This is a genomic window from Mesorhizobium sp. CAU 1741 (genome assembly GCF_039839275.1).
Taxonomy (GTDB): domain Bacteria; phylum Pseudomonadota; class Alphaproteobacteria; order Rhizobiales; family Rhizobiaceae; genus Aerobium.
The window spans coordinates 478,000-504,472 of the sequence record NZ_JBDOQP010000001.1 but is presented as its reverse complement, the minus strand read 5'-3'; the positions used below and the strand labels follow the sequence as shown (position 1 = coordinate 504,472).

General features: G+C 63.0%; 31 protein-coding genes and 1 tRNA gene. 6 read left to right on the top strand and 26 right to left on the bottom strand.

Annotated elements, in window-relative coordinates; translation table 11 throughout:
• Window positions 1-5: 5 nt before the first annotated feature.
• The 17 genes from AAFN84_RS02415 to cueR form a co-directional block, all read right to left on the bottom strand.
• Entirely contained in the window at window positions 6-272 is a 267-nt protein-coding gene (locus tag AAFN84_RS02415; protein WP_347512880.1) for a hypothetical protein, read from the bottom strand.
• Window positions 269-1,030: a hypothetical protein gene (locus tag AAFN84_RS02410; protein ID WP_347512879.1), complete on the bottom strand. Its 762-nt coding sequence runs from the start codon at window positions 1,028-1,030 to the stop codon at window positions 269-271. The genes AAFN84_RS02415 and AAFN84_RS02410 overlap by 4 nt, the downstream gene beginning before the upstream one ends.
• On the bottom strand, window positions 1,027-3,495 hold the full coding sequence (locus tag AAFN84_RS02405) for a TIGR02594 family protein (RefSeq protein ID WP_347512877.1): 2,469 nt from the start codon (window positions 3,493-3,495) through the stop codon (window positions 1,027-1,029). The genes AAFN84_RS02410 and AAFN84_RS02405 overlap by 4 nt, the downstream gene beginning before the upstream one ends.
• A 216-nt stretch (window positions 3,496-3,711) precedes the next feature.
• The gene (locus tag AAFN84_RS02400) at window positions 3,712-3,903 is read right to left on the bottom strand and encodes a hypothetical protein (RefSeq protein ID WP_347512875.1); all 192 of its coding nucleotides are present in this window, start codon (window positions 3,901-3,903) and stop codon (window positions 3,712-3,714) included.
• A complete protein-coding gene (locus tag AAFN84_RS02395; protein ID WP_347512873.1) occupies window positions 3,896-4,144 on the bottom strand; it encodes a hypothetical protein in 249 nt (82 codons plus the stop codon). Before AAFN84_RS02395 ends, AAFN84_RS02400 begins: the two co-directional genes overlap by 8 nt.
• A gap of 1 nt (window position 4,145) precedes the next feature.
• Complete coding sequence (locus tag AAFN84_RS02390) at window positions 4,146-5,198, bottom strand: phage major capsid protein (protein ID WP_347512872.1); 1,053 nt, start codon at window positions 5,196-5,198, stop codon at window positions 4,146-4,148.
• Between the two features lie 66 nt (window positions 5,199-5,264).
• Window positions 5,265-5,420, bottom strand: coding sequence for a hypothetical protein (locus tag AAFN84_RS02385; protein WP_347512870.1), 156 nt, complete (start codon window positions 5,418-5,420; stop codon window positions 5,265-5,267).
• A 149-nt stretch (window positions 5,421-5,569) separates the two neighbouring features.
• A complete protein-coding gene (locus AAFN84_RS02380; RefSeq protein WP_347512868.1) occupies window positions 5,570-5,776 on the bottom strand; it encodes a hypothetical protein in 207 nt (68 codons plus the stop codon).
• Entirely contained in the window at window positions 5,773-6,033 is a 261-nt protein-coding gene (locus tag AAFN84_RS02375; protein WP_347512866.1) for a DUF6074 family protein, read from the bottom strand. The genes AAFN84_RS02380 and AAFN84_RS02375 overlap by 4 nt, the downstream gene beginning before the upstream one ends.
• Window positions 6,030-6,920 (bottom strand): hypothetical protein, encoded by an 891-nt coding sequence (locus AAFN84_RS02370; RefSeq protein ID WP_347512864.1) that lies wholly within the window; start codon window positions 6,918-6,920, stop codon window positions 6,030-6,032. Before AAFN84_RS02370 ends, AAFN84_RS02375 begins: the two co-directional genes overlap by 4 nt.
• Window positions 6,917-7,123 (bottom strand): hypothetical protein, encoded by a 207-nt coding sequence (locus AAFN84_RS02365; RefSeq protein WP_347512862.1) that lies wholly within the window; start codon window positions 7,121-7,123, stop codon window positions 6,917-6,919. The genes AAFN84_RS02370 and AAFN84_RS02365 overlap by 4 nt, the downstream gene beginning before the upstream one ends.
• Window positions 7,120-7,332: a DNA-binding protein gene (locus AAFN84_RS02360; protein ID WP_347512860.1), complete on the bottom strand. Its 213-nt coding sequence runs from the start codon at window positions 7,330-7,332 to the stop codon at window positions 7,120-7,122. The genes AAFN84_RS02365 and AAFN84_RS02360 overlap by 4 nt, the downstream gene beginning before the upstream one ends.
• A 286-nt stretch (window positions 7,333-7,618) precedes the next feature.
• Window positions 7,619-8,806 (bottom strand): integrase arm-type DNA-binding domain-containing protein, encoded by a 1,188-nt coding sequence (locus AAFN84_RS02355; RefSeq protein WP_347512859.1) that lies wholly within the window; start codon window positions 8,804-8,806, stop codon window positions 7,619-7,621.
• Window positions 8,807-9,293: 487 nt separating this feature from the next.
• The gene (locus AAFN84_RS02350; RefSeq protein WP_347512857.1) at window positions 9,294-9,995 is read right to left on the bottom strand and encodes an FAD-binding oxidoreductase; all 702 of its coding nucleotides are present in this window, start codon (window positions 9,993-9,995) and stop codon (window positions 9,294-9,296) included.
• A 43-nt stretch (window positions 9,996-10,038) separates the two neighbouring features.
• Entirely contained in the window at window positions 10,039-10,653 is a 615-nt protein-coding gene (locus AAFN84_RS02345; RefSeq protein ID WP_347512855.1) for a sulfite oxidase-like oxidoreductase, read from the bottom strand.
• A 66-nt stretch (window positions 10,654-10,719) separates the two neighbouring features.
• A complete protein-coding gene (locus AAFN84_RS02340; protein WP_347512853.1) occupies window positions 10,720-11,379 on the bottom strand; it encodes a hypothetical protein in 660 nt (219 codons plus the stop codon).
• Between the two features lie 363 nt (window positions 11,380-11,742).
• Entirely contained in the window at window positions 11,743-12,138 is a 396-nt protein-coding gene (gene cueR / locus AAFN84_RS02335) for a Cu(I)-responsive transcriptional regulator (RefSeq protein ID WP_347512851.1), read from the bottom strand.
• A 194-nt stretch (window positions 12,139-12,332) separates the two neighbouring features.
• Between cueR and AAFN84_RS02330 the strand changes: the two genes are divergently transcribed.
• A complete protein-coding gene (locus AAFN84_RS02330; protein ID WP_347512849.1) occupies window positions 12,333-13,094 on the top strand; it encodes a glutaredoxin in 762 nt (253 codons plus the stop codon).
• A gap of 27 nt (window positions 13,095-13,121) precedes the next feature.
• On the opposite strand, the gene AAFN84_RS02325 is transcribed toward AAFN84_RS02330, so the two are convergent.
• Entirely contained in the window at window positions 13,122-14,075 is a 954-nt protein-coding gene (locus AAFN84_RS02325; RefSeq protein ID WP_347512848.1) for a YihY/virulence factor BrkB family protein, read from the bottom strand.
• Window positions 14,076-14,213: 138 nt separating this feature from the next.
• Complete coding sequence (locus AAFN84_RS02320) at window positions 14,214-15,152, bottom strand: LysR family transcriptional regulator (protein WP_347512846.1); 939 nt, start codon at window positions 15,150-15,152, stop codon at window positions 14,214-14,216.
• 123 nt (window positions 15,153-15,275) lie between these two features.
• Here AAFN84_RS02320 and AAFN84_RS02315 point away from each other — a divergent pair, with 123 nt between their 5' ends.
• Both AAFN84_RS02315 and AAFN84_RS02310 read left to right on the top strand, forming a co-directional pair.
• Window positions 15,276-16,109, top strand: coding sequence for an alpha/beta hydrolase (locus AAFN84_RS02315; protein WP_347512844.1), 834 nt, complete (start codon window positions 15,276-15,278; stop codon window positions 16,107-16,109).
• Window positions 16,110-16,165: 56 nt separating this feature from the next.
• Window positions 16,166-16,609, top strand: coding sequence for an SRPBCC domain-containing protein (locus AAFN84_RS02310; protein WP_347512842.1), 444 nt, complete (start codon window positions 16,166-16,168; stop codon window positions 16,607-16,609).
• A gap of 64 nt (window positions 16,610-16,673) precedes the next feature.
• Here AAFN84_RS02310 and AAFN84_RS02305 read toward each other — a convergent pair whose 3' ends face one another.
• On the bottom strand, window positions 16,674-17,780 hold the full coding sequence (locus AAFN84_RS02305) for an aldo/keto reductase (RefSeq protein ID WP_347512840.1): 1,107 nt from the start codon (window positions 17,778-17,780) through the stop codon (window positions 16,674-16,676).
• A gap of 87 nt (window positions 17,781-17,867) precedes the next feature.
• Between AAFN84_RS02305 and AAFN84_RS02300 the strand changes: the two genes are divergently transcribed.
• A complete protein-coding gene (locus AAFN84_RS02300; protein WP_347512839.1) occupies window positions 17,868-18,479 on the top strand; it encodes a TetR/AcrR family transcriptional regulator in 612 nt (203 codons plus the stop codon).
• Window positions 18,480-18,710: 231 nt separating this feature from the next.
• On the opposite strand, the gene AAFN84_RS02295 is transcribed toward AAFN84_RS02300, so the two are convergent.
• Window positions 18,711-18,787 (bottom strand) — tRNA-Arg (locus AAFN84_RS02295).
• 221 nt (window positions 18,788-19,008) lie between these two features.
• On the opposite strand from AAFN84_RS02295, the gene AAFN84_RS02290 reads away from it, so the two are divergent.
• The gene (locus tag AAFN84_RS02290) at window positions 19,009-19,980 is read left to right on the top strand and encodes a cation diffusion facilitator family transporter (protein WP_347512837.1); all 972 of its coding nucleotides are present in this window, start codon (window positions 19,009-19,011) and stop codon (window positions 19,978-19,980) included.
• A gap of 35 nt (window positions 19,981-20,015) precedes the next feature.
• Here AAFN84_RS02290 and AAFN84_RS02285 read toward each other — a convergent pair whose 3' ends face one another.
• The 3 genes from AAFN84_RS02285 to AAFN84_RS02275 are packed head-to-tail and all read right to left on the bottom strand — an operon-like array spanning window position 20,016 to window position 23,914.
• Entirely contained in the window at window positions 20,016-20,786 is a 771-nt protein-coding gene (locus AAFN84_RS02285; protein ID WP_347512836.1) for an SDR family oxidoreductase, read from the bottom strand.
• A gap of 25 nt (window positions 20,787-20,811) precedes the next feature.
• Window positions 20,812-21,720, bottom strand: coding sequence for a cation diffusion facilitator family transporter (locus AAFN84_RS02280; RefSeq protein ID WP_347512834.1), 909 nt, complete (start codon window positions 21,718-21,720; stop codon window positions 20,812-20,814).
• Window positions 21,721-21,724: 4 nt separating this feature from the next.
• Window positions 21,725-23,914, bottom strand: coding sequence for an anthranilate synthase (locus AAFN84_RS02275; protein ID WP_347512832.1), 2,190 nt, complete (start codon window positions 23,912-23,914; stop codon window positions 21,725-21,727).
• 297 nt (window positions 23,915-24,211) lie between these two features.
• Here AAFN84_RS02275 and AAFN84_RS02270 point away from each other — a divergent pair, with 297 nt between their 5' ends.
• Entirely contained in the window at window positions 24,212-24,925 is a 714-nt protein-coding gene (locus tag AAFN84_RS02270) for a DUF1868 domain-containing protein (protein ID WP_347512830.1), read from the top strand.
• A gap of 4 nt (window positions 24,926-24,929) precedes the next feature.
• On the opposite strand, the gene AAFN84_RS02265 is transcribed toward AAFN84_RS02270, so the two are convergent.
• Entirely contained in the window at window positions 24,930-25,760 is an 831-nt protein-coding gene (locus AAFN84_RS02265; RefSeq protein ID WP_347512828.1) for a DUF1206 domain-containing protein, read from the bottom strand.
• Window positions 25,757-26,473, bottom strand: coding sequence for a phosphatase PAP2 family protein (locus tag AAFN84_RS02260; protein ID WP_347512827.1), 717 nt, complete (start codon window positions 26,471-26,473; stop codon window positions 25,757-25,759). The genes AAFN84_RS02265 and AAFN84_RS02260 overlap by 4 nt, the downstream gene beginning before the upstream one ends.

Sequence of the window (26,473 nt, the reverse complement as noted above, 5' to 3'; positions counted from 1 at the left end):
GGATCCTACTCGTCTTCTTGTTCGTCCCATTTGTGGCGCAGTTCCTTCATGCGAGCATCGAAGCCGGCCAAACCGTTCTTCACGAAGGCCTTTCTGATCACCTGCTTGTGACTGTGGCTGCAACTGGCCGCCGTCAGAACACGCTCACATTCGCCCCTGCCGGCTGCGCACATCTCTTCGAACGTGTCGTAGTTGTGCCGCAGGGCAAAGGTCTTGTTTGCCCCCTCGCGGCCCGCGTTGCGCACTGTGAGAAGATGGGAGGCATAGCTCATCGCGCGTGCGCCTTCTTCTTCGCTGCTATCCCCAGGCGCCTCCGCTCTGCACGATTGAGGGTTCGCTCGAGAGGCGCTGATCCGTGGAAAGGTTCAGGTTCGATCGGCTCGCCCGGCTCATCGTCCCAGCGATGGATGACGCGCTGTGAGACGCCGTCTCGCGTGACCTCCGAAAGGAGAACATGCCCGCCCACGATCGACATCGGTTCGCATATATCGCTGACCTGGATCTTCATTCGTCGCTGCGCCTCCATATACGGAATGCCGTGTTCGACGGGATCGAAGATCGCGACAGGCACGTCACGCTGCGGCCGACAACCGATGCTGAGCAGGTTGTAATTTTCCTCGTCGCTCGGCACTGGACCGGCGACATAGCCGTCAATCATCTCGAAAGTCTCGGTCGTGCTGTCGAAGCAGAAGCCAAGCGGGGCATTTGCCTCGTCAGACCACCCTACGACAACGATGTTGATGTCTTGACCACCCGCCGCCGATAACTCCATCAGGTGCTTTTGGTGATAGTCCGGCAGGATGTACTCGGCGCGCTCCAAGAGAGCGTCGAACGACTGCATGAGCGAAAGCTCCATAGCCAGGATAGCGGTCGTCTTCTGGACGCCACGACTTGCTATCACTGCCCGCAGATTCGGGATTGCGACGGCCTTTTGCCCGAACGCCATGACTGTACCGTAAGCGGTGTACATTGACGCATCGGTGAGCATGAATGCCCGATCTCGTCCTATAAACGCATTGACTGCGGTCATGCGGCTCTCCTGTCTTCTTCGCGTTTACCCATCTTGCCTGCACACGCCCCGACGATGGCGCCGCCGGCCAAGCCGAGAGCGCCAGCGGCGCCCATGCCGATGTTGAGTGCGCCGGCAAGCTGCGGAGCCGCGCCGAGACCCGCCAGAGCACCGCTAAGGCCGCCTGACAGTGGATCGCCGCTCTGCATGCCGCCTGCGAATGCGCCAAAGGCAGCGCCGCCGATGCCGAGCATGTTTTCGAGGTTTGTCGCCTTGAAGCCGCCCGGACCGTTGCCCGCCATCTCCGGCCGATATTGCGCGCTGCGTGAGAAGTCGGTCATGCCGCCCGAGACCGCGTCACGCATGATCGAAGGATCGAAGCGGAAGCCTGCGACCTGGTCGAGCCCGAATGACTTGGTGTTCGCGCCGCCGGGCTGGCCCTGATTGCCGCCGAACACCTGCACCGTACCGTCTCCGAACCCGGCAACGAAACCGACATGGCCGGACGTGCCGCGGGCTTGCGGCCGCAAGACAACGATGTCGCCGATCTGCGGCGCATTCGTGCCCTGCCCCCATCCGAGGAAGGACGAAGCCATGTTTGAGCCCGTACCCTGTCCACCTGCCTTGACGATCGCCGCATTGGCGAAGCTCGCACACCATGCGAAGTCCTGCGAGGACATGCCGCTCCACGTGCCGGACGCCTGCAGGAAGCTATCCAAAACCGCGCTGTCGGCGCGCTCATTGAGGCCTGCGAACTGCTTGGCGACGTCGATCGCACTTGTGCTGACGCCTTTCAGGTTATCGTTGACCGCCTGAAGCTGCTTTGCCTGTGCCACCGATGGCGCTCCGGCAAAGGAACGGGCCGGTGCTGGCACGTTGCCGGCGCCCTCGATGCCAAGGGCCTGCAGGATGGTGTCGAGCCCCTTCGATGCGAACTGCTTGCCGATGTTGGCGCCGATGCTGATCAGCTTCTCCATCGCGTCGCCCGACGAATAGAGAATGTCGAGGATGCCCTCGAACAGGTCGCGCACCGGGTTGAAGGCTTCCGCCATCTCGGCGCCGGCCTTCTTCGTGTGGTCCGCCAGGTCGCGCGTCGTGCTCTTGGTCGCCTTGAGCGCTTCCTCGTTCTCTGCCAGTCGCTCTGTTGCGTTTTCGATGGCCTGCTGCTGGATCGCGCCGAACAGTCTCCCCATGAAGTCCGCTTCGTCGATCTCGCCGAGCGTGTCGCGCAATGTGCTCCAGCGCTCGTTCAGGTCTTCCAGTGCCTGCTGCCCGCCTAGGTCCAGCGGCGCTATCACCGGCGCCTCGATCGTGCCTATGTCGAGATTGAAGCCCAGCTTCTCCGCGATCGTGTCACCGCCCATGAACTCGATCATGTCGTTCATTGCGCCGATGATGGTGTTGACGCCGGCCACCGCCTTTTCCGTCATCCAGTTCATGGCGGTGATGAAACCGTTCGCGGCCGCCTCACCAGCGACGAGGAAGGCGGGAACGATCGATTGCACCGTCGTCTTCAATATCTCGTACTGGGCGGCAAACTCTCGGACGATGAAGTTGCCGACGTCGCGCGTGCTCTCTTTGATCAGCGTCCAGGCTTCCGCGAACCACGGTGCAAGGGCGGCGATGGCAGGCTGCGCGAACTCGTATATCGCCTCGCCGATCAACTGAGGAACCGCCCAGGCGACATCGCCGAAGCTCACCATCACATCGGACGTAGCGTTGATCTCGGATTGAATGCCGGCGATGGCGAGACCGGCCGCGCCTGCAGCGATGCCGATCGGGCCAAACCGCCGTGCAATGCCGCCGAGGATGTTGCCGGTGTCCTTCAGCGCCTGATTGACGCCACCTTCGCCTGCGTACATCTGGGCGATCTGCGGACCCTGCTGCATCGCGATCATGGCCGGGCTCATCCCGAGCGCGGCCGTCTGTCCGATATCGAAGAGCTGGTAGCCAAGGTTTCGCCTCCGAAACGATGCCGCATTGTCGTTCGCCGCTGCCGTCTGCATTCGGAGCGCGGCGGTCTCTGCGTCGATCGCTGCTGTTGCCCTGGTGGCGTGCCGCTGGAGTTCTTCCTGCTGCTTGATCATGCTCATGATCGATCGGCGGGTCGCCCCGTCGAGCTCGGTCTGTCCATCGATCAGACTGCGCAGGCCGCTTTGGTCCACGTCCACCGCGATCCGCGGCGATATCGTCTTTTGCAGGCGCTGCTGTAGCTCGACCATCTGCCTGGAGAAGTCCTGGGCGGATATCTTGCCAGCATTCAGGCCCCGTTCCAGCGTCGCCGCGCCTTTCTCGAATGCCGCGAAGGCCCTTGGGGCGCCCGCCAGCGTCTTGTCGAGGCTGTCGAGTTGCCGATCCAGATCACCGATGCGCTGGCCACCCTGATGCGCGTCCTGCCCGACCTTGCGCAGCTTCGTTGCGACCTGGTCGAGCCCTTCCTCGCGGCCCTTGATTGTGACTGTGCGGACTACGTTTTCGCGCGCCATGTACTGATCCTATTCCTCGTCAGCGATGAATGCGGTTTGAGCCATTTTGGCCGTTTTCAGCATCTGAAATTCCGGCCACCCGAAAAAAGTGCGCAAATGAGAGAGGGGCGGGTCTAGCCTTGGACGTCGCCTGGAAACCGCACATACCCCCCCCTGAATGGGCGATGAGCCACGCCTGACCCATCGCCCGTTGCACGAAGGAGGCCGGGTGCAACATCAGTGGAGCCGCCAATGCAGGTTGCGCACCTCGCGCCAATCGGCTGCGAGGAATTGATCTGGATGGATAGGCACCGGAAGCGTGACGGAGGCGATGAACGTCTCGTCGTCGTGTTGGGTATGACCAATGAAGAGGACGGTTCGGCCATCCTCGCAAAGCTCGACGTCCACTTGATCGATCAGATCAGGCATCGCGAGAACTCCCTGCCGCTACACGGACGCGAGGCTTGATGCCCTTCTCTGCCTCCAGGGCTTCAATGCGCTCGGCGTAGTGATCAAGCGAGCGGTCGACATATGCCTTCATGGCGTCGAAGCCCTGGTCAAACGCCTCCTGCAAAGGGTTTGCCTTCACCTTGGCGATCTCGGTGTCGACGTAGCCCTTGACCGCTTTCACGATCTCTTTGCCGAATGCCTTGCCGTCGAACGTCGTCATGTCACTCTCCGCTTGCGGGCAGGCCCCACTCGACGCCGGACATGGTCGCGATGGCTTCGTCTCGGAAGCGATGCACGCCGAACCATGCGGTGCTCATCATGGCGACGCTGTTCGTCTGGAACATCGACACCATCTGGGCGGCCGTTGGGGTTGTTGCGTCGCCGATAGGATCGTCGAGCATTTCGATCGTGGTTTCGTTGCTCGCGTCGACCGTGATGAGCTCGGCATCGCCGGCAAGGCCGCTTGCGTCGATCAACATGATCGTACCTTCCGGCAATGCGTCTATGGCCATGGCCGGCGTCTGCAACATCTCGCCACCGCTCGGCCCCATATCGGGGAACAGGAACCCGCCAGCCGCCGTCGTGACCGTCGATGCCATGATCGCAACATCAGGAGACATCGCCCAGACCAGCCTGCTTTCGATGGTGGGCTCTACTGCTGCCAGGAGGGCGGCAAGATCCTGTGCCGGATTGCCTGTGGAGTCGAGCGGGGCTGTCGAGCTGTCGACCACCGCATCAAGGAATGCCTCGTCTACCGTGTTCGCGAGGGCGCGCCGCAACTCCCGACTGATCAGGGTCTCGCCGCGGACGCCCATGTTGCGGACCATGTCTTCGGTGAGGACAAGGAGGCCGTTCACCTTCTGGCGTTCTATCCCTGTGCCGTCGACAGCCACCCGAGACACAGGCACCGCGGCGCCTTCGCGTGCGACGTATGCAGTCGCCGTCGCCGTGGTCCATCCGATGCGCTGCTCAAGCGGGACACGGATCATGCCGCCTTGTTCGATGAGGTAATAGAACACCGATGCGCGGGCGAGGAACGGCACGAATTGCGCGGAGACGTAGTTGGCGTCTCGAAGGCCGGCCAAATCGCTGTCGGTGATCCGGTGCGCGGGAACTGCAGCTTTCAAGGCGCCGACGACGCGGTCACTGCATCGCGCATCCTCTGCGATTGAGGCGGCTTGCGAGGGTCGGCCATTGGCAAGGGCCAGGTGGCGGACGTAGCTTGCCATCAATCCCGGCTCGCCTCGGGTTGCTGTTGCGATTGCTGCGCGCATTCCGGTTCTCCAAATCACATCGTTGGAGCGAGAATGGCAGTTTTCGCGACGGCATGACGTTACGCGTCACTGGATATCGACCAGCGTCATCATGCCGATCAGCCGGGACAAGCCGCGCGCCAGCTCGCGCCGATCGTCAGCAAGGTTCGGGTCGATCAGGTCGAGTTCGATGAGGATATCGGCAAGGCCGGCCTCGTCGCATGTGGCCGGGAGGACAATCATCCCCTTAGCCGCGCGCCTGCGATGCCGACGCATGCGTTCAGCCGCGCTGGTCATGAATCACCGGCCTTGAACGCGAAACTAATTCTGTTCGTTTGCCCCAAGCCGGTCCGCAGGCCCCATCACCGGGATATCTGCCGACGCCCCCCATATCAGCCATCTTCTCGGCCCTCTGGCCATCGGCGCCAGAACTCACGCTCGAGCACACTGGCGACAAGATCGATCGTCGGGCTCCTAGTCTCGGCATGCACGGCCGTGTGCTGGTCGATGAAGTCACCTGCCGGCATCGCCTCGACGCGCTCGGCGAGCTCCGCCAGGGCGTGGTCGATCAGCCGGCAGGTGAAGGCGTACGGGATCAAGCGGCATCTCCAGGCGTCTGGCATTGTTCCAGATATGCACGGCGCTCAAGCTCTCGCTGCACGGCGCGCGCAAATCGATCAACGATCGCCCGGCTGTCGGCGTCCGGAATGCCGCAGGCGGTATATCGCGCGTAGAGGCGCCGGCATTCCGTCTGCCACCACTTCGCCGCCGATCTGGCTTCCCGTCGCTCCATACTGATCGCTGCCCGCTCGATCGCTGCGACCTCGGCCTCTATTGGAAAGGGGATCACATTCATGCTGCGTTCCTCCGCTGTTCCACACTGACATCGGGCAGCGCGCCGCTCCCATGAGGCTCCGCCCCTTGGAGCCCCGCTGGGGGATGATCCCCCAGACCCTCACCACGCGCTACGCGCGCGGCTGAACTGCTCGGGACAGGCATGGAATGCGGCGCCTCGACGGTCCCCGTTGCCGGTGGCACAGGTGCCTCGCATTTCCCTATTACTTCTACTCGCGAGGGACTTGTGCCAACTTCGGGCTTGCCCTTCCGGTACCAAGTGCGGCGGGACATATTCAGCGCCTCCCATGGCTTTGCTGCCGAGATGGATTGAGCCACGAACGACGCGCGGTCCTTGGCACCGGCTGCCCTTCGCTTCTGCTCGTCGCGCTTCCGGTCCATCTCCCGCTTCCTGTTCTTCATGAACTTCGTACGGGCCGCCTTTTTCATATCGACCGCGCCAATGGTCTTCAGCTTCAATGCCAGCCGCTCGGTCATGGTGAGGTGGAGCAGACCCGCGGCGCCATCCGCCCGCATCATGCGACGACGCTTTGAAGCCTCTACGGTGATCGGCAGAAGATCAGCTTCAGTTACCCAGGGCGCGAACACACGGCACCACATGGCCATGTCCTGCCCAGGCACAAGCGAGAGCGCAGCGACGCGCACGAAGTCGAGACAAGTTTCGCGGTCGTCGGTGCCTTCCGGATCAGGCACAGGCCCGTTGAATCGGTGCCTGATGATGTCCTCGATTTCACGCAGACGCTGCATTTCGAGCGAGTGGCGCCATCCCTTCCGCTGGTGCTTTTTATGCTGGGGCTTTTTCTCCCAGCGCAGATCGCGCAGGATCACCTTGCCCAGCATGAGGTGGCCGGTTCCATCACCGTTCTTTTTCAGGTACGCCGCGCTCATATCGCCCGCGCCCTCCGCAGATTGGCCTCTCGCACCGCCTCGCATGCCTCCAGTGGCGTCAATCCAAAGCGCTGGCGCAAGGCGGGAATGACAGGCTTGCCGATGGCCTGTGGCGGCGTCTGGGAAAGCCAGGCAGCGGCCTCGTCAACCGCCGCGCTGTGCTCATGATCGCAACCGGTGCTGCCGCCGATAGGGATCGTCATGGAAGCCTCCCTTCCGGCAATGCCTCCAGCCATGCGGAAGCATCGCGCGCGGGAATGAGCGTCCTACGGCCAGCCTTCTTGGTGCGCAGCCTTCCGGCCGCGATCTCCTCGAATACCAGCGACTTCCCCACCCCGAAGGCGGCGCAGAACTCGTTGATCCTGTAGGCTACCTTTCCGCCTACAACTTCTTCCTCGACCACCTCGTTCATCGTTGCTCCTTTCTGAACTCGAGGCATAAAAAAAGACCGCGCCGAACTCCCCCGCGAATGGGGAAATCCGGCAACGGTCTCGGATGTGGGTACCCGCCAAGCCATCCATCCAAACGTGTGCGATGCACACACATCGCCCCGTTGCGAGCGATGCTGGATGGCCTTGCGGCTATCTCCGGACAGACATGTCGGGCGGGCTCAAGATATGAACTTTGCGCGCCCTAGTGCGGTCCTACAATCAATCATTAATGTAGCTCAAAAGAAGAACAACGCAAGCCAGTGCGGACTACTGCGGAGACTTTTTTCCTACGTTTTTTCTGGTGCAGAAGGCAGCCCAGGCGCCCATCATCTTACGACGGCGCGCAAGAGCATCGGACCGGCGATAGGCTCGCTCGGTCTCATCGCCGACCTTGTGCGCAAGAGCGGCTTCCGCGATCTCTCGGGGAAAGCTTGTGGCATCGCCAGCCCAATCGCGGAAAGACGATCGGAACCCGTGCGGGGTGAAGTGGCCGGCATCCATCCGCCGCATCAGCATCGTGAGAGCCATGGGTGAGAGCGGACGATCCTTCTTCTCGCCAGGGAATACAAATTCGTTGAGCCTCGTATCGTGCAGCGCAGTCAATATCGCGATCGCCCGCTCAGGAAGAGGAACGCGGTGCTCCACACCGGCTTTCATTCGCTCCTTGGGCACGATCCACACGCCTTCTTTCAGCTTTATCTCGGACCATCGAGCGTTGATCACCTCCCCCGATCGCGCTGCTGTAAGGATGAGGAACTCCAGCGCACGGGCTGCCATTGCATCTGCAGACGTCAGACGACCGACGAACTGGGGCACGTCCGAATATGGCATAGCTGCATGATGACCTCGCTGAAGTTTCTTACGAGGTGGCAAGGCGCCACGAAGGTGGCCGCGCCAGAGGGCCGGATTGTCGCCCGTCCGCCAGCCTTTGACCTTGGCATATTCGAGCACGCGCTCAATCCTCCCCCGCACCCGTGACGCGGTCTCTACCTTCGTGGTCCAGATCGGCGACAGAACGGCCAGGACATCATCGGTGCTCACCTCTGAAACTGGTCTATTTTGGATGTCTTTGCAGTATGTCGGTCCAAGCGTCATGCGCCACTGTGCGACATGCTTATCGTTTCGCCAGCCCTTCTCCATTGAGCCGATGAACGCCTCCGCGGCCTCTGCGAAAGTCTTCGGCGCCTCTTGTCTGCGCAGGGCGAACGGATCTTCGCCGGCTGCCACCACGGCTCGAGCCGACTCGGCCTTCTCTCTCGCTGCAGCAAGGGAGACCGCCGGGTAAGCGCCAAGCCCCATCTCCCTGCGAACTCTGTTCTTCATGAACAGATAGACCCAGGACTTCGTACCGGATGCCGATACGTTGAGATATAGCCCCCCGCCATCCGCATGACGGCCCGGGCGGACAATCGCTTTGACTTCCGTGGCTGAAAGCTTCTTTGATCCGCGCGCCAACCTCTTCCCCACAATCTTCCCCACAATGTCGCGAGGATGATAGCGGACGGGGGCGGATACCAGCAAACAAAAAGGCCGCAGAATTCCGGTATTTCAACCACTTCTGCGACCTAGTGCGGACACTGGCGGAGAGGTGTGTAAATCCCACTCCCTCCGCCATGTCATTGGTACAAAATGTCACCTATGTCCCGCATCGCTCCGGCGATGGCTGCTTCCGACACCATTCTCGGACATTCGACCCTGATCTGGGATTTCTCACAAGCGGCCATTGCGCCAGGTATCGGCCTCAACCAACGACTTCTGATCCTTGCTTGTACCGGGCACGACCTGAGGTAGCTGAAGAGTGAAAGGGTAGGAAAGCAGGGAGGCTAAGGCCCTTGATGAACGCAGCCGTTATGGCCTGACGCGTCGGACGGCTGCATGTCTTCTTGGTCGTGCGTGGTTTTCCCCTTTGTGAAGTCGTCAGGCGCGCGTTCCAGCCACCGCGTCAGCCGCCATATCTTTCGGTCCGCACCGTTTCGGCCGGGATGCCAGCAGCAAGGACGCTGTCAGCCGCCGCATTGACGAAGCGGTTCGAGCCGCAGATGAAAGTGCAGTCCGGCGGTTGGCCGAGGCGGCCGAGGACTACCCGGATCATATCCTCGTCCAGGCGTCGGTCGAAGTCTGCAGCGCGCACCGGAGGCTCCCGCGTAAAGGTGGCCGTGAACGAGAAGCCCGGGGTTCCGGCATCCATCTCGACAAGTTCGTCGAAGAATGGAGCGTCGTCCTTACTGCGTGCGGAGAGCAGCAGCCCCATGGGCTCACCTGCCGACCCTGTCCGGCGCTGGCGGGCCATCGATATCAGCGGAACGACGCCGGATCCGCCGCCGATCAAAAGCGATGTCCCCGGCTTTTCGGCAGACCAGATGAAATGGCCTCCCAAGGGACCGCGCAGTTCGATGGCATCTCCGACTTCGACAACATCGTGGAAGAAGTGCGACACCTCCCCATCTGCAAGTCTCTCGATAGCCAGTTCGATAATACCATCGCCGGCGGGCGCCGAGGCGATGGAGTAGCTCCGCATCACACTGTAGCCGTCCGGATCCGTAAGCCTGACGACCATGTGCTGCCCGGCAATATGCCGGAAGTGCGTTCCCACGTCGAAGAAGAAACTCTTGATGGACGGCGTTCGGTCAAGGATCGAGGACACGCGCGCCTCCATCCACACACCAGCCTTCGAAAGGCTCGCAGCTTCAATCACTGGTATACCGTTGTTCCAACCAGGGGTCGCCATAGATGTGATAACCGCGTAGTTCCCAGAACCCTGGCTCATCCTTTTGCGTAAACTGCAAGCCGTTCACCCATTTCGCGGACTTCCAGAAATAGAGATGCGGCACCAGCAGACGTGCCGGACCACCATGATCGGTCGCAAGCGGCTGCCCACCGAATTTCAACGCGACCATAGCCTTGCCGCCAACCATGTCTGCTACCGGCACATTCGTGGAATAGCCATCGAACGAATGCGCCAACACGAAGTCTGTCGGCGGTTCTATCCCTGCATCGGCCAGGATGTCGTCGACCATCACCCCTTCCCACTGAGTGTCCAGCTTTGACCACGTCGTCACGCAATGGATGTCGCGCACCACCTTGGTCATCGGCAGGGCGTTGAACTCCTGCCAAGTCCACTTCTTTACGGGTTGCGGGCCGACCTTGAGGGTGAACGCCCAGTCCACCGTCGCGATCCGGGGCGTAGGGCCGGCCGTCAGCACCGGGAAGTCATTCACCAAGTGCTGCCCGGGCGGAATGCGTTCGGTCGGGTCCTTGGGTCCGCCCCCGGGCTTCTTCCCTACAAATCCACGGGTCACCATAGTGTCCATCCTTTGCTAGATCGCATAGCACCACGAATACCGGGGTTCGGGTACACCAGAGACATGTCATGCCTTGTCGCTCGGTGAGGCACCGGAGGTTGAGCCCGTCTCGCGCAGAATCACATCAAGGTAGTATTTGTCCTTCGCCTGGATATCATTTGCGGCTTGCAACGCTTCCAACAGCGATACCGCTGGTACGATAACCGCTCCTGCCCCATCTGCGAATACGTAGTCCCCAGGCACTACGCTAGCGCCGGCAAGATTCACAGGTTCGTTGACTGCCACGGGCATCAAGTCGCCCGTACCTGCACGAATGGTCGTTCCACTGCAGTAGAAAACCGGGTCGTAGCCGGCGAGTTCATCGAAGTCGCGCAGGCGTCCATCCGTAATCATGCCTGCAAGACCCATATTGGCAAGGCGCGACAGTTTCGTGCCCCCACCTACCGAAACAGCAGTGTGACCGCTGCTGTCGACAACCAGCACCTTGCCGGCTGGCTCACTTCCGACTGCGAGGTAGAACTGGCGAGCAAAGCCGTGGACGCCGCTGTCGTAGAGGTCCTGACGCCACGGCAGCATTCGCATGGTGACTGCAGGCCCGAACAAGACCTTTCCGGGGGTGGGCGACACCATGTCGATAACATGGCTCCGATGGGTATGCATGCGCCCGAGCGCATCGCAGAGCGAGGCCGAGGTAACGTTCGCCGCCAATTGCCGTATCGCTTCCATGTTCATTTTCCTCGCTGTCGTTCAAGTCCAGGCACGGGTTCGCGTGCCGAACACTGCAATGAGAGCTGCAAGCACCGCAACCAGCAGGCCGTATGCGAGGAAAGCCTGCCAGGCGGCCCCGGGTAAGCCGACAAGGAGGAGAGTATCGTTCCCGCCAAGGATAAATACGGATTGATGTTAAGCGGCGAGCTTGCCAGGTTGCAAGCGGCGGAATTCGATTGCCACATCTACCGGAAGTAATCCTCTGCGCGCATGGGCCGAAGCTAATGGTTTGGCATTGGATGAAGGTCCTCTTCCGCAACCCGGTCGGCGAAGAGCTGCCCTTCGCCCACCCTCCCCTTGTCTCCGTTCGCCCAGCGCGCCTCAATGCCCGGTACGGCCAGACAGACCGTCGATGATGGGACAGTCGGGGCGTGCGTCGCCGTGGCAGTTCGAGACGAGGTGGCCAAGCATGTCGCGCAGGCCTGTCAGTTCGGCGATCTTGCGGTCGATCTCGCCCAGCTTGTCGATCGCGATCGCCTTCACGTCGGCGCTGGCACGGTCCCGGTCGGAGTAGAGTGACAGCAACTGCCGGCATTCCTCGACGGAAAAGCCGAGGCTGCGGGCGCGCTGTACGAAACGCAGGCGATGCACGTCCTCACCGGAATAGTCGCGATAGCCGTTCGACGCCCTGTCTGCGGTGATCAGCCCGATCTCCTCGTAGTAGCGAATGGTCTTGGGCGGCAAGCCCGACTTGCGGGCAGCATTTCCGATGTTCATGGCAAGGTCTCCATCCTGCAGGCTGGCCACTATGTGGCTTCCAGCGACTGGAAGCTCAAGCCCACGCACATGCCAGGTTCATTCTCGGTGGCGGCTTGACCTTCCAGCCGGTGGAAGGCCGATACGGCTCCTCGTCGCGCGGATCAATCGCGGCGGCAAGGTGTTTGGCTATCATGAAAAAAGGAGGCGGCACGATGGACGCGAATACAAAGCCTGAAACCAGAACCGCGGACCTCTATCGCATGGTCATGCCCGAGCATGTCTGCCCCTATGGCATAAAGTCGAAATGGCTGCTCGAGACCAACGGCTTCGCGGTCAATGACCACCACCTGACGGACCGGGCGCAGACGGAGGCCTTCATGCGCGAGCACGAGGTGGAGACGACGCCGCAGACCTTCATCGATGGCAGGCGCATTGGCGGGCATGACGATCTGCGCGCCTATTTTGGCAAGCCCGTGGAGCGTGAAGGGGACACCAGTTACCGGCCCGTGATCGCCATCTTCGCCGTCGCAGCGCTGATGGGTCTGGCGATTTCGTGGGCGGCCTTCGGCACCGTCGAGCCGATCCGCACGGCGGAATGGGTCATCGCCAGCGCCATGATCCTGCTGGGCTTGCAGAAACTGCGCGACGTCGAGGGTTTCTCCACCATGTTTCTCAACTACGACCTGCTGGCCCGGCGCTGGGTCCCCTATGCCTACATCTACCCCTTCGCGGAAACAGGGGCCGGCTTGCTGATGCTGGCCGGGGCGTTGTCGTGGCTGTCCGTGCCTGTGGCGTTCGTGATCGGGACCGTCGGCGCGGTCTCCGTCTTCAAGGCCGTCTATGTCGAGCGGCGGGAGCTTAAATGCGCCTGCGTCGGCGGCGGGTCGAACGTGCCGCTCGGTTTCGTCTCGCTGACCGAGAACCTGATGATGATCGCCATGGCTGTCTGGATGGCCATAAGGCATGTCATCTGACGCCGACCGCCGCGATGTGGCAGTGTATCAGTTTCTCGGCGGGGTCGGCGTGTCGGCGACCACCGCGCCGCGGCTGCCCATCGGCCGCGATGGACCGGTGGTGGAATCGACGGATGTCTGGAGTTCCATCTCGGCGTTGAATTCCGCGCCGAGCAACAGGATGATCACGGAAATCCAGGTCCACATCAGAAACCCGATGATCGCGCCGAGCGACCCGTAGGTTGCCTCGTAGTCGGCGAAGCGCTCCAGATAGAACGAGAAGGCCGCGGAGGCCATCACCCACACCACGGTGGCGCCGGCGCTGCCCCAGGTCAGCCACCGCCATTTCGCCGGTTCGCGACTGGGCCCGTAGCGGTAGATCAGAGTGATTCCGGCCCCTATCAGGACGAGCAGTACCGGCCAGCGCAGCGAACTGAGCAGAAGCTCCGACCAGCTTCCGAGATGCAGTACCGCCAGGACGACAGGGACGATCCCAATGGCGGCGATCAGCAGCGACGCGGCGACCATCGCACCGAGCGTGAAGCACATGGCGATCAGGTTGAGCCTGACGAAGGATCGCGTCTCCCTCTCGCGATAAGCGATGTTGAGGCCCTCGAAAAGCGCCTTGATGCCGTTGTTGGCGCTCCACAGGGCAATCAGAATGCCGAGGATCATGCCCAGGCCCAGAGCGCTCTGGTCTTGCGTCACCAGGCTCTCCAGCCGCTCGGAGACGACGCCGAGCACATCGGATGGCACCAGACTTCCCAATGCGTCGACATGCCCGGTCGCGGCGGCCGGATCGGCGAAGAAGCCGTAGGCGGAGACGAAAGCCGTCAACGCAGGAAACAGCGCAAGCAGCAGGTAGAAAGTGGCGCCGCCTGCGACAAGAAAAATCCGATCCTCGCCGATCGCCCGCCACAAGCGGTTCGAGATGTCGAACCAGCCCCTGGCCGGTATGTGGGACGGCGCGGTCGCCTCTTGGCCCCGATGATCCTGAACCACTGTTTCTGTATGCCTCTCAACCAGCGCGTATCCCTCCGACGACAGCCTGAAGGTCAAATCGCTCGGGGACAGCAAGGTTCCGAATATGGCCGTTTTTGGAATGGCGCACCCGACAGGATGAAACTGAGAAGTCGTATGTCATTGTCTCTGCAATGTGATCTCGGCAACACCCTCCGCTTGCCCAGGCCGCCCTCCGTGCAGGATGTCCGTCAGCTCGGCTACCAAAAAATCCGCAACGCGGCGAATGCGCGCGTTGGTTCGCACCTCCTCGCTCATCACCAGCCAGACCGGCAAGGCCCCGAGCTTGAGCCCCGCGTCGACCTGTTCGAGTTCCGGATGACGGCGCGCCAGCACGACCTGCCCGATGCCGATGCCGGCGCCGGCCAGCAGCAGGTTCCAGGTCAGCATGCCGTCATCGGTGCGCAGCGCGAATTCCTCGCGTGTCAGCTGGATGTCGTGGCCGGCAAAGCCGCGGATCAGGAAATCGTTGCGATCGAGCCCGATGAGGTCGTGGTGCCGAAGGTCGCCCTTCGAGGTGACACGGCCGCGCCTGTCGAAATAGGACCGCGTCGCGAACAGGCCGATCGGCGTGTCCCCGAGCTTTCGCGCGATCAGTGCATTCTGCGTTGGGTCGGTCATGCGGATGGCGATGTCGGCGTCCCGGCGCAGCAGGTTCTGGTTGGTATCCGACGCGACGATCTCGATCTGGATGGTTGGCTCCGCCTGGCGCAGCGCCGCGAGGATCGGCGGCAGCATGAGATTGGCGACGATGACGGACGCGGTGATCCGCACCGTCCCGAAGAGCTGCTGCGAGCGCCCCTGCGCCTTCAGTGCCAGCGCCTCGGCGGCCGCGCCCATGGCGCGCGCGTCGTCGACCAGCGTCAGCGCTGCCTTGGTCGGGTCGAGGCCCTGCGCCGAGCGGGTGAAGAGGATCACGCCCAGCGCAGTCTCCAGCTCGCGAATGTGGCGGCTGAGCGTCGGCTGCGTCGCGCCGATGCCCTTCGCCGCCGCCGACAGCGAGCCGCCCTCGACGACCGCGAGGAAGGAGCGCAGCAGGGTCCAGTCGAGGCTATGCATTTCTGGAATGACCCTATCCTGATCTACTCAATTACCATTCGAAAATAGGCCAGCTAGCTTAAGGGCGTCAACAACACGGGATCGCGGCAAAGCCGGCGACCTGAAGCCAGAGAGATCAAGATCATGAACACTACCCAGACCCAGTTCCTTTCCACGGAAGGCGGCCGTGTCGCCTTCGAGGACACCGGCGGCAACGGCCCCGTCGTCCTCGCCATTCCCGGCATGGGCAGTCTGCGCTCTGAATACCGCTTCCTCCGCCCGGCCCTGGTGCAGGCGGGCTACCGTGTGATCACGATGGACGCGCGCGGCTTCGGCGAGACGTCCGCCAAGTGGAGCGACTTTTCGGCGCGTGCCGTCGGCCGCGACGCCGTCGCGGTGCTGAAGCATCTCGGCGCCGGCCCGGCCACCATCCTCGGCAATTCGTTTGCCGCCGGCTCCGCGCTCTGGGCCGGCAAGGATGCCCCCGATCAGGTCACCGGGGCGGTGCTGCTCGGCCCGATCGTGCGCGATCTGGAACCATCCTTCGTCCAGAAGCTCTCTCTGAAGATCGGCTTTGCTGGCCCCTGGAGCGTCGGTTTCTGGATGATGTATTGGAACACGCTCTTCCCGACCAAAAAGCCGGCCGACCATGCCGCGGTCAAAGCGGCGATCACGAAGAACCTGCGCGAGCCGGGTCGCATCGACGCGCTCAAGGCGATGCTCGGCCTCTCCAAGGCCGACACGGCGGCCATTCTGGACAAGAGCACGGTTCCGGCCCTGGTCGTGATGGGCACCAGGGATCCCGACTTCAAGGACGCGGTGGAGGAGGCGCGCATGCTCGCCGGCAAGCTCGATGCGGAGACGATGATCGTCGACGGTGCCGGCCACTACCCGCACACCGAGATGCCGGAGCTTGTTTCACCGCGGATCGTTGCCTTCCTCGACGGGCTGCACGCAGCAAAGGCCCCGCGCGCCTGACACCGCACCACGGCGCGCGCCACAGGCGCGCCGCAGGCCCTCACGGAGACAAAGTCATGAGCATCGTCATCGCCACCGAGATCGACATCGACGCCACCCCGGGCGCGGTCTGGGAGGTTCTCGCCGACTTCCTCTCGTATGGAGACTGGAGCAACTTTTCGAAGGTCGACGGCGAACCCCGGCTCGGCGCGCGGCTCAGGATGCGGATGCCGGGCATGTCGTTCGGCTCCACCGTCACGGCCGCCACACCCGGGCAGAAGCTGGAATGGGCCGCCAGGATCGTCAGCGCCAGCATCTTCGAGGGACGGCATACTTTCGTGCTCACGCCCAACGCCGATGGCACGACGCATCTCGCCAATGTCGAGACGTTCTCAGGCGCGCTCGTCTGGCCACTGCAGCCGTTCTTCAGGCAGGGCGCGAAACCCCGCGCCAATGGCTATGACGGGTTCAACCAGGCCCTGAAAAGGCGGGTCGAGCGTCAGCGCGAGGCGGCCTATTGAAGCCGCCTAGTGCCACGGAAGGGATTGGAGATGTCGTCGGTTCACAGACGTGTCCGACCATACCCTATCCGCGATCGACCACGGCGGCGCCCCCAAACACAAGGTTCTGGCGCGCGACCTGGGTAAAGAGTCCATAGATCATCGCCCTTTCCGGACTGCTGGCCTCGTCGAGAACCGCAATCTGCTCTGCCGGCAGGCGAAGCTCGGTCGCTGCGACATTGTCATGGACTTGCGAGACACGGCTTACGCCCATGAGGGCCGTGTCGACGCCAGGCTTAGAGAGAACCCAGGCCAGCGCCACGCGGGCCGGCGTCTCGCCGATCACGTCGGCGACACCACGTAGCGCATCGACGATCCGCCAGTTGCGATCCGTGAAGAGCGTGTCGCCGAAAGGATTGCTTCCGTCGAGCCGCTTGTCGCCCTCCGGTCGGGCGACGCCTGTCCCGGCGTCGCTGGGAAGGCCGCCAGCGCGCGGCGCGCCCGCTTCGACGGTGGCGCGATCGTATTTGCCCGTGAGCAGGCCGTAGGCGAGCGGGCTCCAGGGCATCATTCCGAGGCCCATGTCGCGCGCCATAGGCAGGTGCTCAGCTTCCACCTCGCGACTGACGAGCGAATAGAAATATTGAAGGGCGATCGGGCCCGGCATCGCGTGGGCAGAGGCAAGCGTCGCGATCTTCGCCACATACCAGGCAGGTGCGTTGGAGAGCCCCCAATAGCGGATCTTCCCTGCCCTCACGAGGCCCGCCATCGTCTCAAGCAGTTCCTCGGCGGGGGTCACCGAGTCCCACACATGGACCCAGTAGAGGTCGATGTAGTCGGTGCCGAGTCGGCGCAGCGATCCCTCCAGCGCGGGATGCAGATGCTTGGCGCCGTTGCCGCCAGCATGAGGACCTCTCCCGGCGGAGAAGCCGGACTTGGTTGCGACGACGAGGCTGTCGCGGAGCCCGCGATCGGCGATCATGGCCCCCAGCATTTCCTCGCTTCGGCCCGCCGCATAGACGTCGGCCGTGTCGACGAGATTGCCGCCGGCTTCTACATATGCATCGAAGACAGCCTCCGCATCGGGCCTTTCCATGCCCCATCGACCGACGCCGAAGGTCATCGTCCCGAGAGACAGCGGGCTGACGACGAGGCCGGATCGGCCGAGCGTGCGATAGGTGTTCATGGACATGAGATCGTTTCCTAGTGATCGTTATAAAAGCCTCTATCTCGCTTGATAGACCGGGTCAAGCGTTCTATAGTGATCGATATGGATTCCTTGTCTGCTCCGTTCGTGCGACGCACAGGACGGCCGCTCTCCTTCGACCGGGACGCGGCCCTCGTCAGCGCCATGCATCTCTTCTGGCGCCATGGCTACGAGGCGACCTCGGTTGCCGACCTGACGCGGGCGATGGGCATCACGCCGCCCAGTCTCTATGCTGCCTTTGGAGACAAGCGACGCCTGTTCCTGGAGGCGGTCGATCGCTATCTCGGGGGCATTGAGGACGTCGAACAGCGGATCGTCTGCGCTGCGAGCGCGCGGGAGGCCGCTCGCGACTTGCTCGTGGCCGCCGCGCTCGGTGATACGGGCGACGACACGCCGCCCGGCTGCCTTCTGGCCAGTTCGCTCGTCACGAGTTCCAAGGAAGCCGAAGCGGTGCGGGAGACGCTGGCCGACATCCGACGGGGTATCGAAGCTGCGTTGCGCGCCCGGATCGAGCGAGACATCCGCAAGGGCGTGCTGCCCTCCGGATCGGACGCCGAGATGCTGGCTGGCCATGTCTTCGCGGTGGTCCAGGGCATGTCGACGCTTGCGAAGGACGGTGCAGGAAGGGGCAAACTGATGGCCATCGCGGATTCCGCGATGGCATGTTGGCCGCAGGTTTCCTGACGCACCCGACGCATTCGCCTCCCGGATGTCTCCACGGGCCGTTCGGCAGTATGCGCGCTGGCATTGGATCAGGAGCGCGTAGCCGCCAGCGTCAGGAGACGAAGGAGCCATTCGCGACTTGACGACCGTGCGCTTGCTGGCCACGCCCGACATGATGCGGACTGACCGCGTTCCGCTCCGAATTGCATCTGGCCCATAGGTGCCGAGTTTCATTCCGGAGCGGTAGAAAAGTGGCGCACCCGACAGGATTCGAACCTGTGACCTCTGCCTTCGGAGGGCAGCACTCTATCCAGCTGAGCTACGGGTGCATGCGAGATACGCACCCTCTTAGACGATCCGCCGCGATGCATCAAGAATGATCGCACCGATCGCCGCGCGCATGGCTGGGGATGATGCCGCATCACCTCCCGGGTTCGCCTCCGCTTCTGCGGGCCGGCGACGTACCGGCGCGACGATAGTAGATTTTGGGCTTGAAGCTCTAGTGGCTAGAGGTTTTAGACAGGGGAAAGCAGTCACACCCGGAGTTCGCATGCCGCCCGACCACACCGATACCGGACACAGCCATTCTCATGCGGGACACGCGCATTCCCACGGCCATGACCACGCGCAGGCCGTCACCGCCTCCAACGAAGCACGCATCCGGTTCGTCTTCGTCCTTACCGCCGGATATGCGCTGGTGCAGGCCGTGGGCGGCTGGCTGGCAGGCTCGCTGGCTCTGGTCGCCGATGCCGGCCACATGGTTTCCGATGCCGCCGCACTGCTTCTGGCGCTGATCGCCTACCGGATCGCGCGACGCGCGGCCGACGCGAAGCGCAGCTATGGCTTCCATCGCGTGCGCGTTCTCGCTGCGCTCGCCAATGGCGCGACCCTGTTGCTGCTGGTGGCGTGGATCGCATGGGAAGCGCTCAAGCGTCTCAACCAGCCGGTCGAGGTGCTGGCCGGCCCCATGCTGGCGGTGGCCGTCGTGGGGCTGCTGGTCAACCTCGCCGGGGCCTATGCGCTGTGGTCGGGCAATCGGCAGGATGGCAACCTGCGCGGCGCCTTTCTGCACGTTCTGGGTGACCTGCTCGGCTCGGTCGGCGCCATTGCAGCAGCCGTCGGCATCATGCTGACCGGCTGGACGATTCTCGACCCGCTCCTGTCCGTGGTGGTCGCGGCGTTGATCGTGCGATCGGCATGGGTGCTCGTCGCCGATTCGGTCCGGGTGCTCCTGCAGGCCATGCCGCACGGCGTCGATGGCAGGCAAGCCGCCGAAGGCATCGCAGAAATCCATGGCATCGCCGAGGCGCGCCACTTCCACGCCTGGACCCTGGCCGAAGAATCGCGCGTCGCCACGGTTCATGTCGTGCCGGCGTCGGGCACCGACCCGATGACCCTGCCACCCCTCGTGGCGGCATGGTTGGAGCAGCGTTTTGCCATCGACCACGTCACCGTGCAGGTCGACCCGCCGGGCCGCGACAGCGATTGTGTCGCCGCGGCCGGGCCGTCCGCCGATCGGTGATTGCAAGGCCCACAGGCGCCGTCGGCAGAGCGTCGTCAGCCCGTGACCACGACGCCGCCATCAACGACCAGCGCCTGCCCAGTCATCACGCTGGAGGCGGCAGAAGCGAGGAACAGCGTCGGCTCGACCATGGCCTGTGGCGGGATCTCAAGCTTCAGGCATTGCCGGTCGACATGGGCGCGAAGCGAGGTCTCGTTGGCCCACAATTCGCGCTGACGCGTCGTCAGCACCCAGCCCGGCATCAGCGCGTTGACGCGGATGTTGTCGGGGCCGAGTTCGCGCGCCAAGCCGCGCGTCAGGCCGGTTATGCCCGCCTTGGCAGTGACATAGGCAGGGAACTCGTCGCCTCCCATCATGTAGGCGATCGACGAGTAGTTGACGATCGTTCCACCGCCGGCACGGCGCATGCCGGGCGCCACCGCCTGAATGGCGAAGACATGATGCCTGAGGTTCACACTTTGCATGTAATCCCACTGTTCGACGGTGAGGTCATCAAGCGAGTGGCGATTGTCCCAGGCGGCGTTGTTGATCAGCACGCCGACGTCGCCATGCGCCTCTGAGGCCTGCGCAATTGCGGCTTGCAGCGCGGGAATGTCGGTGACGTCGCATGGGATGTACAGCGGACGCGCGCCATGGTCGCGCTCGATCCTGTCGCAGAGCGTGGTGGCATCGCTGCGCTGGACGAAAGCCACCCGGGCGCCCTGCGCGACGAACCCTTCAGTCAGATATTCACCGATGCCGGAACCGCCGCCGGAAATGAACACCGACTTGCCCCGGAGATCATGAAACGTCGCGGCGAATTTCATCGGTCCATCCTATGCACGCGCTCCCTCAGGCGAACGGCACCGCCGGAGTACCCGGTGGCAGCTTCGCCTCGTCCTCCGGCTCAACGTGGATGACCACGCGAACCGAAGGAATCTCCGCGGTCAGCGCATCTTCGATACGATCGCAGATCGCGTGACTTTCGCCGACCGTCATGTCGGCGTCCACCACCATGTGAAATTCGATGAAGGTCGCCCGCCCGGCGAAACGGGTTTTCAAGTCGTGGACTTCGAGCGCGCCCTTGGAATTGGAGGATATGATGTCCCGGATGCGTACGTGCTCGTCGAATGGCACGGCGCGGTCCATCAAGCCGTCCAGCGACGAGGTGATGACCTTCCACCCTTGCCACAGGATGTTCAATGCCACGACAAGCGCCAGCAGCGGGTCGAGAAAGTGCCAGCCGGAATAGACGGCGGCGACGAGGCCAAAGATGACGCCAACAGAAGTCACCACGTCCGTCATGACGTGGTGGCCGTCAGCCTCGAGCGCGGGCGATTTCTCCCGGCCGCCGACGCGGATCAGCAGCAGGGCCCAGAGGCAGTTGATCGCGGCAGCAACTCCGTTGACCGCAAGCCCCTGCCACGGCTGTTCGAGCGAGGTCGGATTTTGCCAGCTGCGCCAGACTTCCGCGATGATCAGCAGCGCGGCGACAACGATCAACACGCCTTCCAGAACAGCCGAGAAATACTCGGCTTTGTGGTGGCCATACTGGTGGTCACGGTCGGCAGGCTTGTGGCTGACGGAGATCGCCCACAGCGCCGCAAAGGCGGCGATGACGTTGACGATCGATTCCAGCGCGTCGGAGTAGAGCGCGACCGAACCGGTCATCCGCCACGCGACGAATTTCAGCCCCATCACGCCGAACGCCACGACGATCGACCACGCCGCCAGGCGCCGGATCTTTTGCTTGGAAGTCACCGTCTCAGGCCGCCTTGACCTTCGCCCTGCGTGCCAGATGCGCCACCACATTCTCGATCATGCGCATGCCGGCGTTCTGGCCGAGGGTCATGATCGATTCGGGATGGAACTGAACGGCCGCAACCGGCTGGCTGCGATGCTCAATGCCCATGACGACGCCGTCTTCGGTCTCGGCGGTGACAAGAAACTCCTCCGGCAGCCGCACCGGATCGGCGAAGATCGAGTGGTAGCGGCCCACCGTGACTTCCTTCGGCAGGCCGGAGAATACGGTGCCGGCCTTGTTGACCCGGATACGCGACGGTTTGCCATGCATGGGAACGGAAAGCTGGCGCAGTTCGCCGCCATAGGCCTCCGCCAGCGCCTGCAGGCCGAGGCACACACCGAAGATCGGCAGGTCGCGCTTGCGCGCTTTGTCGATCGTCGCCTTGGTGTCGAAATCCTTCGGGCTGCCCGGCCCCGGAGACAGCACGACAAGGTCGGGGTTGACGCGGTCGAACACCTCTTCCGAGACTGGCGAGCGCACGGTGGCGACAGAGGCGCCTGTCTGGCGGAAATAATTGGCGAGCGTATGGACGAAACTGTCTTCATGGTCGACCAGCAGGATCGAGACGCCCTCGCCAACCCGCGCGCCTTCGCGCTCGGCGGTTGACGCGTTACCGGCCGAAGCCTCGCGGATTGCGGTCAGCATCGCCGACGCCTTCAGTTCCGTCTCGGCTTCTTCTTCTGCAGGGTCGGAATCGTAGAGCAGCGTGGCGCCTGCGCGCACCTCGGCGATACCGTCCTTGACCCGGATAGTGCGCAGCGTCAGGCCGGTGTTCATGTCGCCGTTGAAATGGACCATGCCGATCGCCCCGCCATACCAGGCGCGCGGGCTCTTTTCATGGTTCTCGATAAAGCGCATCGCCCAGAGCTTGGGTGCACCCGTCACCGTGACGGCCCATGCATGCGAAAGGAACGCGTCAAAGGCGTCCATGCCCTCGCGCAGTCGCCCCTCGATGTGGTCGACGGTGTGAATGAGCCGCGAGTACATCTCGATCTGCCGCCGGCCGATCACCCGCACCGATCCCGGTTCGCAAACCCGGCTCTTGTCGTTGCGATCGACGTCCGAGCACATCGTCAGCTCGCTCTCGTCCTTCTTCGAGTTGAGCAGCTTGAGGATCTGTTCGGAGTCCGAGATCGCATCGTCGCCGCGCTTGATCGTACCGGAGATCGGGCAGGTCTCGACCCGGCGGCCGTTGACGCGCACGAACATCTCTGGCGAGGCGCCGATCAGATACTCCCCCTCGCCCAGGTTGATGAAGAATGAATAGGGCGAGGGATTTATCTTCTTCAGCCGCCGCGTGATTTCCGACGGCTTCGATTCGCAGCGTTCGAAGAACATCTGCCCCGGCACCACCTCAAACAGGTCGCCACGGCGGAAGCTCTCCTTTGCCTTGTCGACGAGCCTGGCATATTCGCCCGGCTCGTGGTCGGCACGCGGCGGGATGCGATCGGACTGGCGGAATGGCTCGGTCGGCGTTTCGCGCGGCAGCCCTTCGGTGGAGAACCCATCGCCGGCATAGTCGTAACGGTCGTGCCAAGCCTTGGCCTGGTGATGATCCACGACGAGGATTTCATCCGGCAGGTAGAGAACCAGGTCGCGCTGGCTCTGCGCGCGCTCAAGCTTCTGCTCGACATGGTCGAACTGAAACGCCAGGTCGTAGCCGAACGCGCCATAGAGGCCGAGATTGCTGTCTTCAGGCGACCGGAAGAGGTCCACCAGCGCGCGCAGGACGGTGAAGACGGTGGGCACGCGGCTGCGTTCTTCCTCTGCGAAGACCCTGCCCGCCTGCGCAACCTGCAGGTTCAGAAGCCGGTTCGAGGCTTCTTCGATCGTCACCTCGCCCAGGGTCTTCACGGCCTTCTCGATGGTCGGCAGCAACACCTCACCGCGCTTGTTCAGCGCCTCGATCCGCATCGCGCGGCCGCGCGCGCTGACCACCAGCGGCGGATCGATCATCGCCGTGTCCCAGCGTGTATAGCGTCCTGGATATTCGTAGTTGGACGAGAAGACACAGCCGCGCCGCGAATCCAGCGCGTCGATGTAGGTCTCGATCGCTGCCTCGTACGGTGTGTCGTGGCGTTGCCTGGTAATCGCGATGCCACCGGCGGTAACGAAACGTTCCGCACCGTTTTCAAGCAATTCCACTGTCATTCTGGTGTCTCCATCCGTTTCCGCCGCAGGCGTTCCGGATCAGCTTGAAAACAAAATGGCCGCCCGGAAATCCGTTGCGGCCATCCCTTTTCCACGCGCATGCGCTCAGTTGGCCGCTGTCAGCAGGCCCACCACCACAGGTTCGAGGTCGAATGCGTGTTCATGGCAAAATCCATAGCGGCGAACGACGGCGGCGGCAAGCGCATTTCTGTGGGCTCGTATGCCCCGCCTGGCGTCACGGCGGTGTCACGCGGATCATCTAGGCGGACGGCGACGCCGGACTGAAAGGAGCCAGCCTTGGCCTACGCCACCAATGACGATTTTGCCCTGCATTTCACGTCCACCCGCAAGGAGAAACCGCCGCGCTACCTGGGCACGCGGTACGACCGCGAAGGCAATTTTCTCTACGAACCCGGCAATACCTTCGTCTCGCATGTGACGGATGGCTCTGCAACGCAGGCAGCGATCGTCGCCGTTCGGGAGAGGCTGATGGCGATGCCGCATGCGGACCATTTCACCTTTACCCCGGTGGCCAGCCTCCACAAAACGCTGTTCCAGGGTGTCACCGACAACCGGCGCAGCCGGCCGTTCTGGCCAAGCGGCCTCTCATGCGAGGCAAGACTTGAAACCGCAACCTCGTGGATGGATGCCAGAATCGCTTCCTTCAGCGTCGCCGCACCGTTCCGTATCAAGGCCGATATGGTGACCCCCTTGGGGATCGTCGTCTCCGGCCTGACGGAGGACGATGAAAGGGTGATGCGCGACGCGCGTGATGCGCTCGCCGACCTGCTTGGCTACCGCCATCCCGACCACGAAGACTACACATTCCACATCACGCTGGCCTACCAGCTCGAATGGCTGCCCCCGCAATGCCAAGACACCTATCTGGCAGCACTCGACGACATCAAGGCGGAACTCGAAACGTTTCCGCAGGGGCTCGAACTCGACTTGCCGGCCTTCTGCGCCTTCGACGACATGAAAGAGTTCAAGCCGCTTCGCTTCATCGGCTAGCGCTTCAACGCAGGATGTCCTCGGCGTTGATGCGGCGCCAGGCAGCTTCGATGAACGAATAGAGCGCGAAGGCCACCAGCCCGACGCCCATCAGGGAAAGCAGGATGCCGCCGAACGGCAGCCCGGTAATGTAGTTGAGGGCGTCACTCAGACCCGGAGTTTCGCCGCTGCCGTCACCGCCGGCAGTCAGGCCACGCGTCGCGAACAGGATGCCAATGATGAGAAACGTCAGGCCCCGCGCGATGAGCCCCGTGCGGGCGATTGGATCGAGCGCCTTTTCGAACTGCTGCGGAGCAGCGATATGCTTGCGATAGCCCTTGCGGACCGCCTTCATGATGTGCGCACCGGCCACGATCACGAACACCAGCGCAAGCAGCCACGCTGCCGGTCGCGCGCCGACGAAGCCTGACAGATATTCCGCGAAGGCGCCGCCACCGCCGCCCTCGTCGGAAGCGAGGCCGCGCCACAGGGACACCGTGTAGACCGTCAGGACAGCATAGACGACGCCGGAGACCAGCAGGCCGCCACGAATCGCCAAACCCTTGAGCGACCAGCCATGGTCGTCGGTATCGGCGAACGATTGCACGAAACGCCATGCGCTATGGCTGGCGAGTCCGACGATCAGCACTGCCCCGACAATGCCCCCGGCTGTGCCGGTGACGAGTGTCTCCAGTGCCCCACGCGAATCTTCGGTATGCCCGCTGCCGATCGCCGTCAGCGCGGCGAATGCCCCGATGACGAGATAGACAAGCCCGCGTGCGGCGTAGCCGAGCCTGGCCAGTGGCTTCATCCATCCGGGATGTGGCTTCGGCAATGCGCCCGTGTTGCTGTTCATGATCCGGCCATCTCCCTGTTTCGGTAGGCACGCAGCCCGGACACGGCGAGCCAGGAGAGGCTCGCCCACGCCGCGCCGAGCGTCCAGCCGGCGGCGACGTCGCTGGGCCAGTGCACGCCGAGATAGATCCGGCTCAGGCCGACGAGCAGTGCCACGAATATCGCGACCGACATGACGTAGACGCGGATACGGGCGTCATCCACCAGGCGAATTATCAGCGCCGCCAGCGTGAGATAGACGACGGTCGACATGGTTGCATGGCCGCTCGGAAAGCTCGCCGTATGAATGCCGACGAGGTGGTCGACAATGTCCGGACGCGGGCGATCGTAGAGCATTTTCAGCCCCTGGCTCACCACGGTTCCCAGAATCACTGAAGCCAGGACGTAGAGCGCCGGGCCGTATTTCCGGGCGACGATGAGAAATCCGGTCACCGAACCGACGAGCAGGATCAGGACGGGATAGCCACCCAGTGTGGTAATTTCGGCCACCGCTTCCTCGAGCCAGGGCGGGCCGAGCGGGTCGTTGGCATCCGTTCGGCTGCGAAACAGCAGCAGGAGGAACTGATCCATTTCCTCGATTTCGTTTTCTCCCACCTCGTCGGCGATCTGGAGAAAGGCGTAGATGCTGCTGGCGAAGATCGCCACCATGACGACGGGAACCGTCGCAAAACGGTAGTCGCGCATGCCGCGCACGAGGTCAGTGAAGTTGATCAT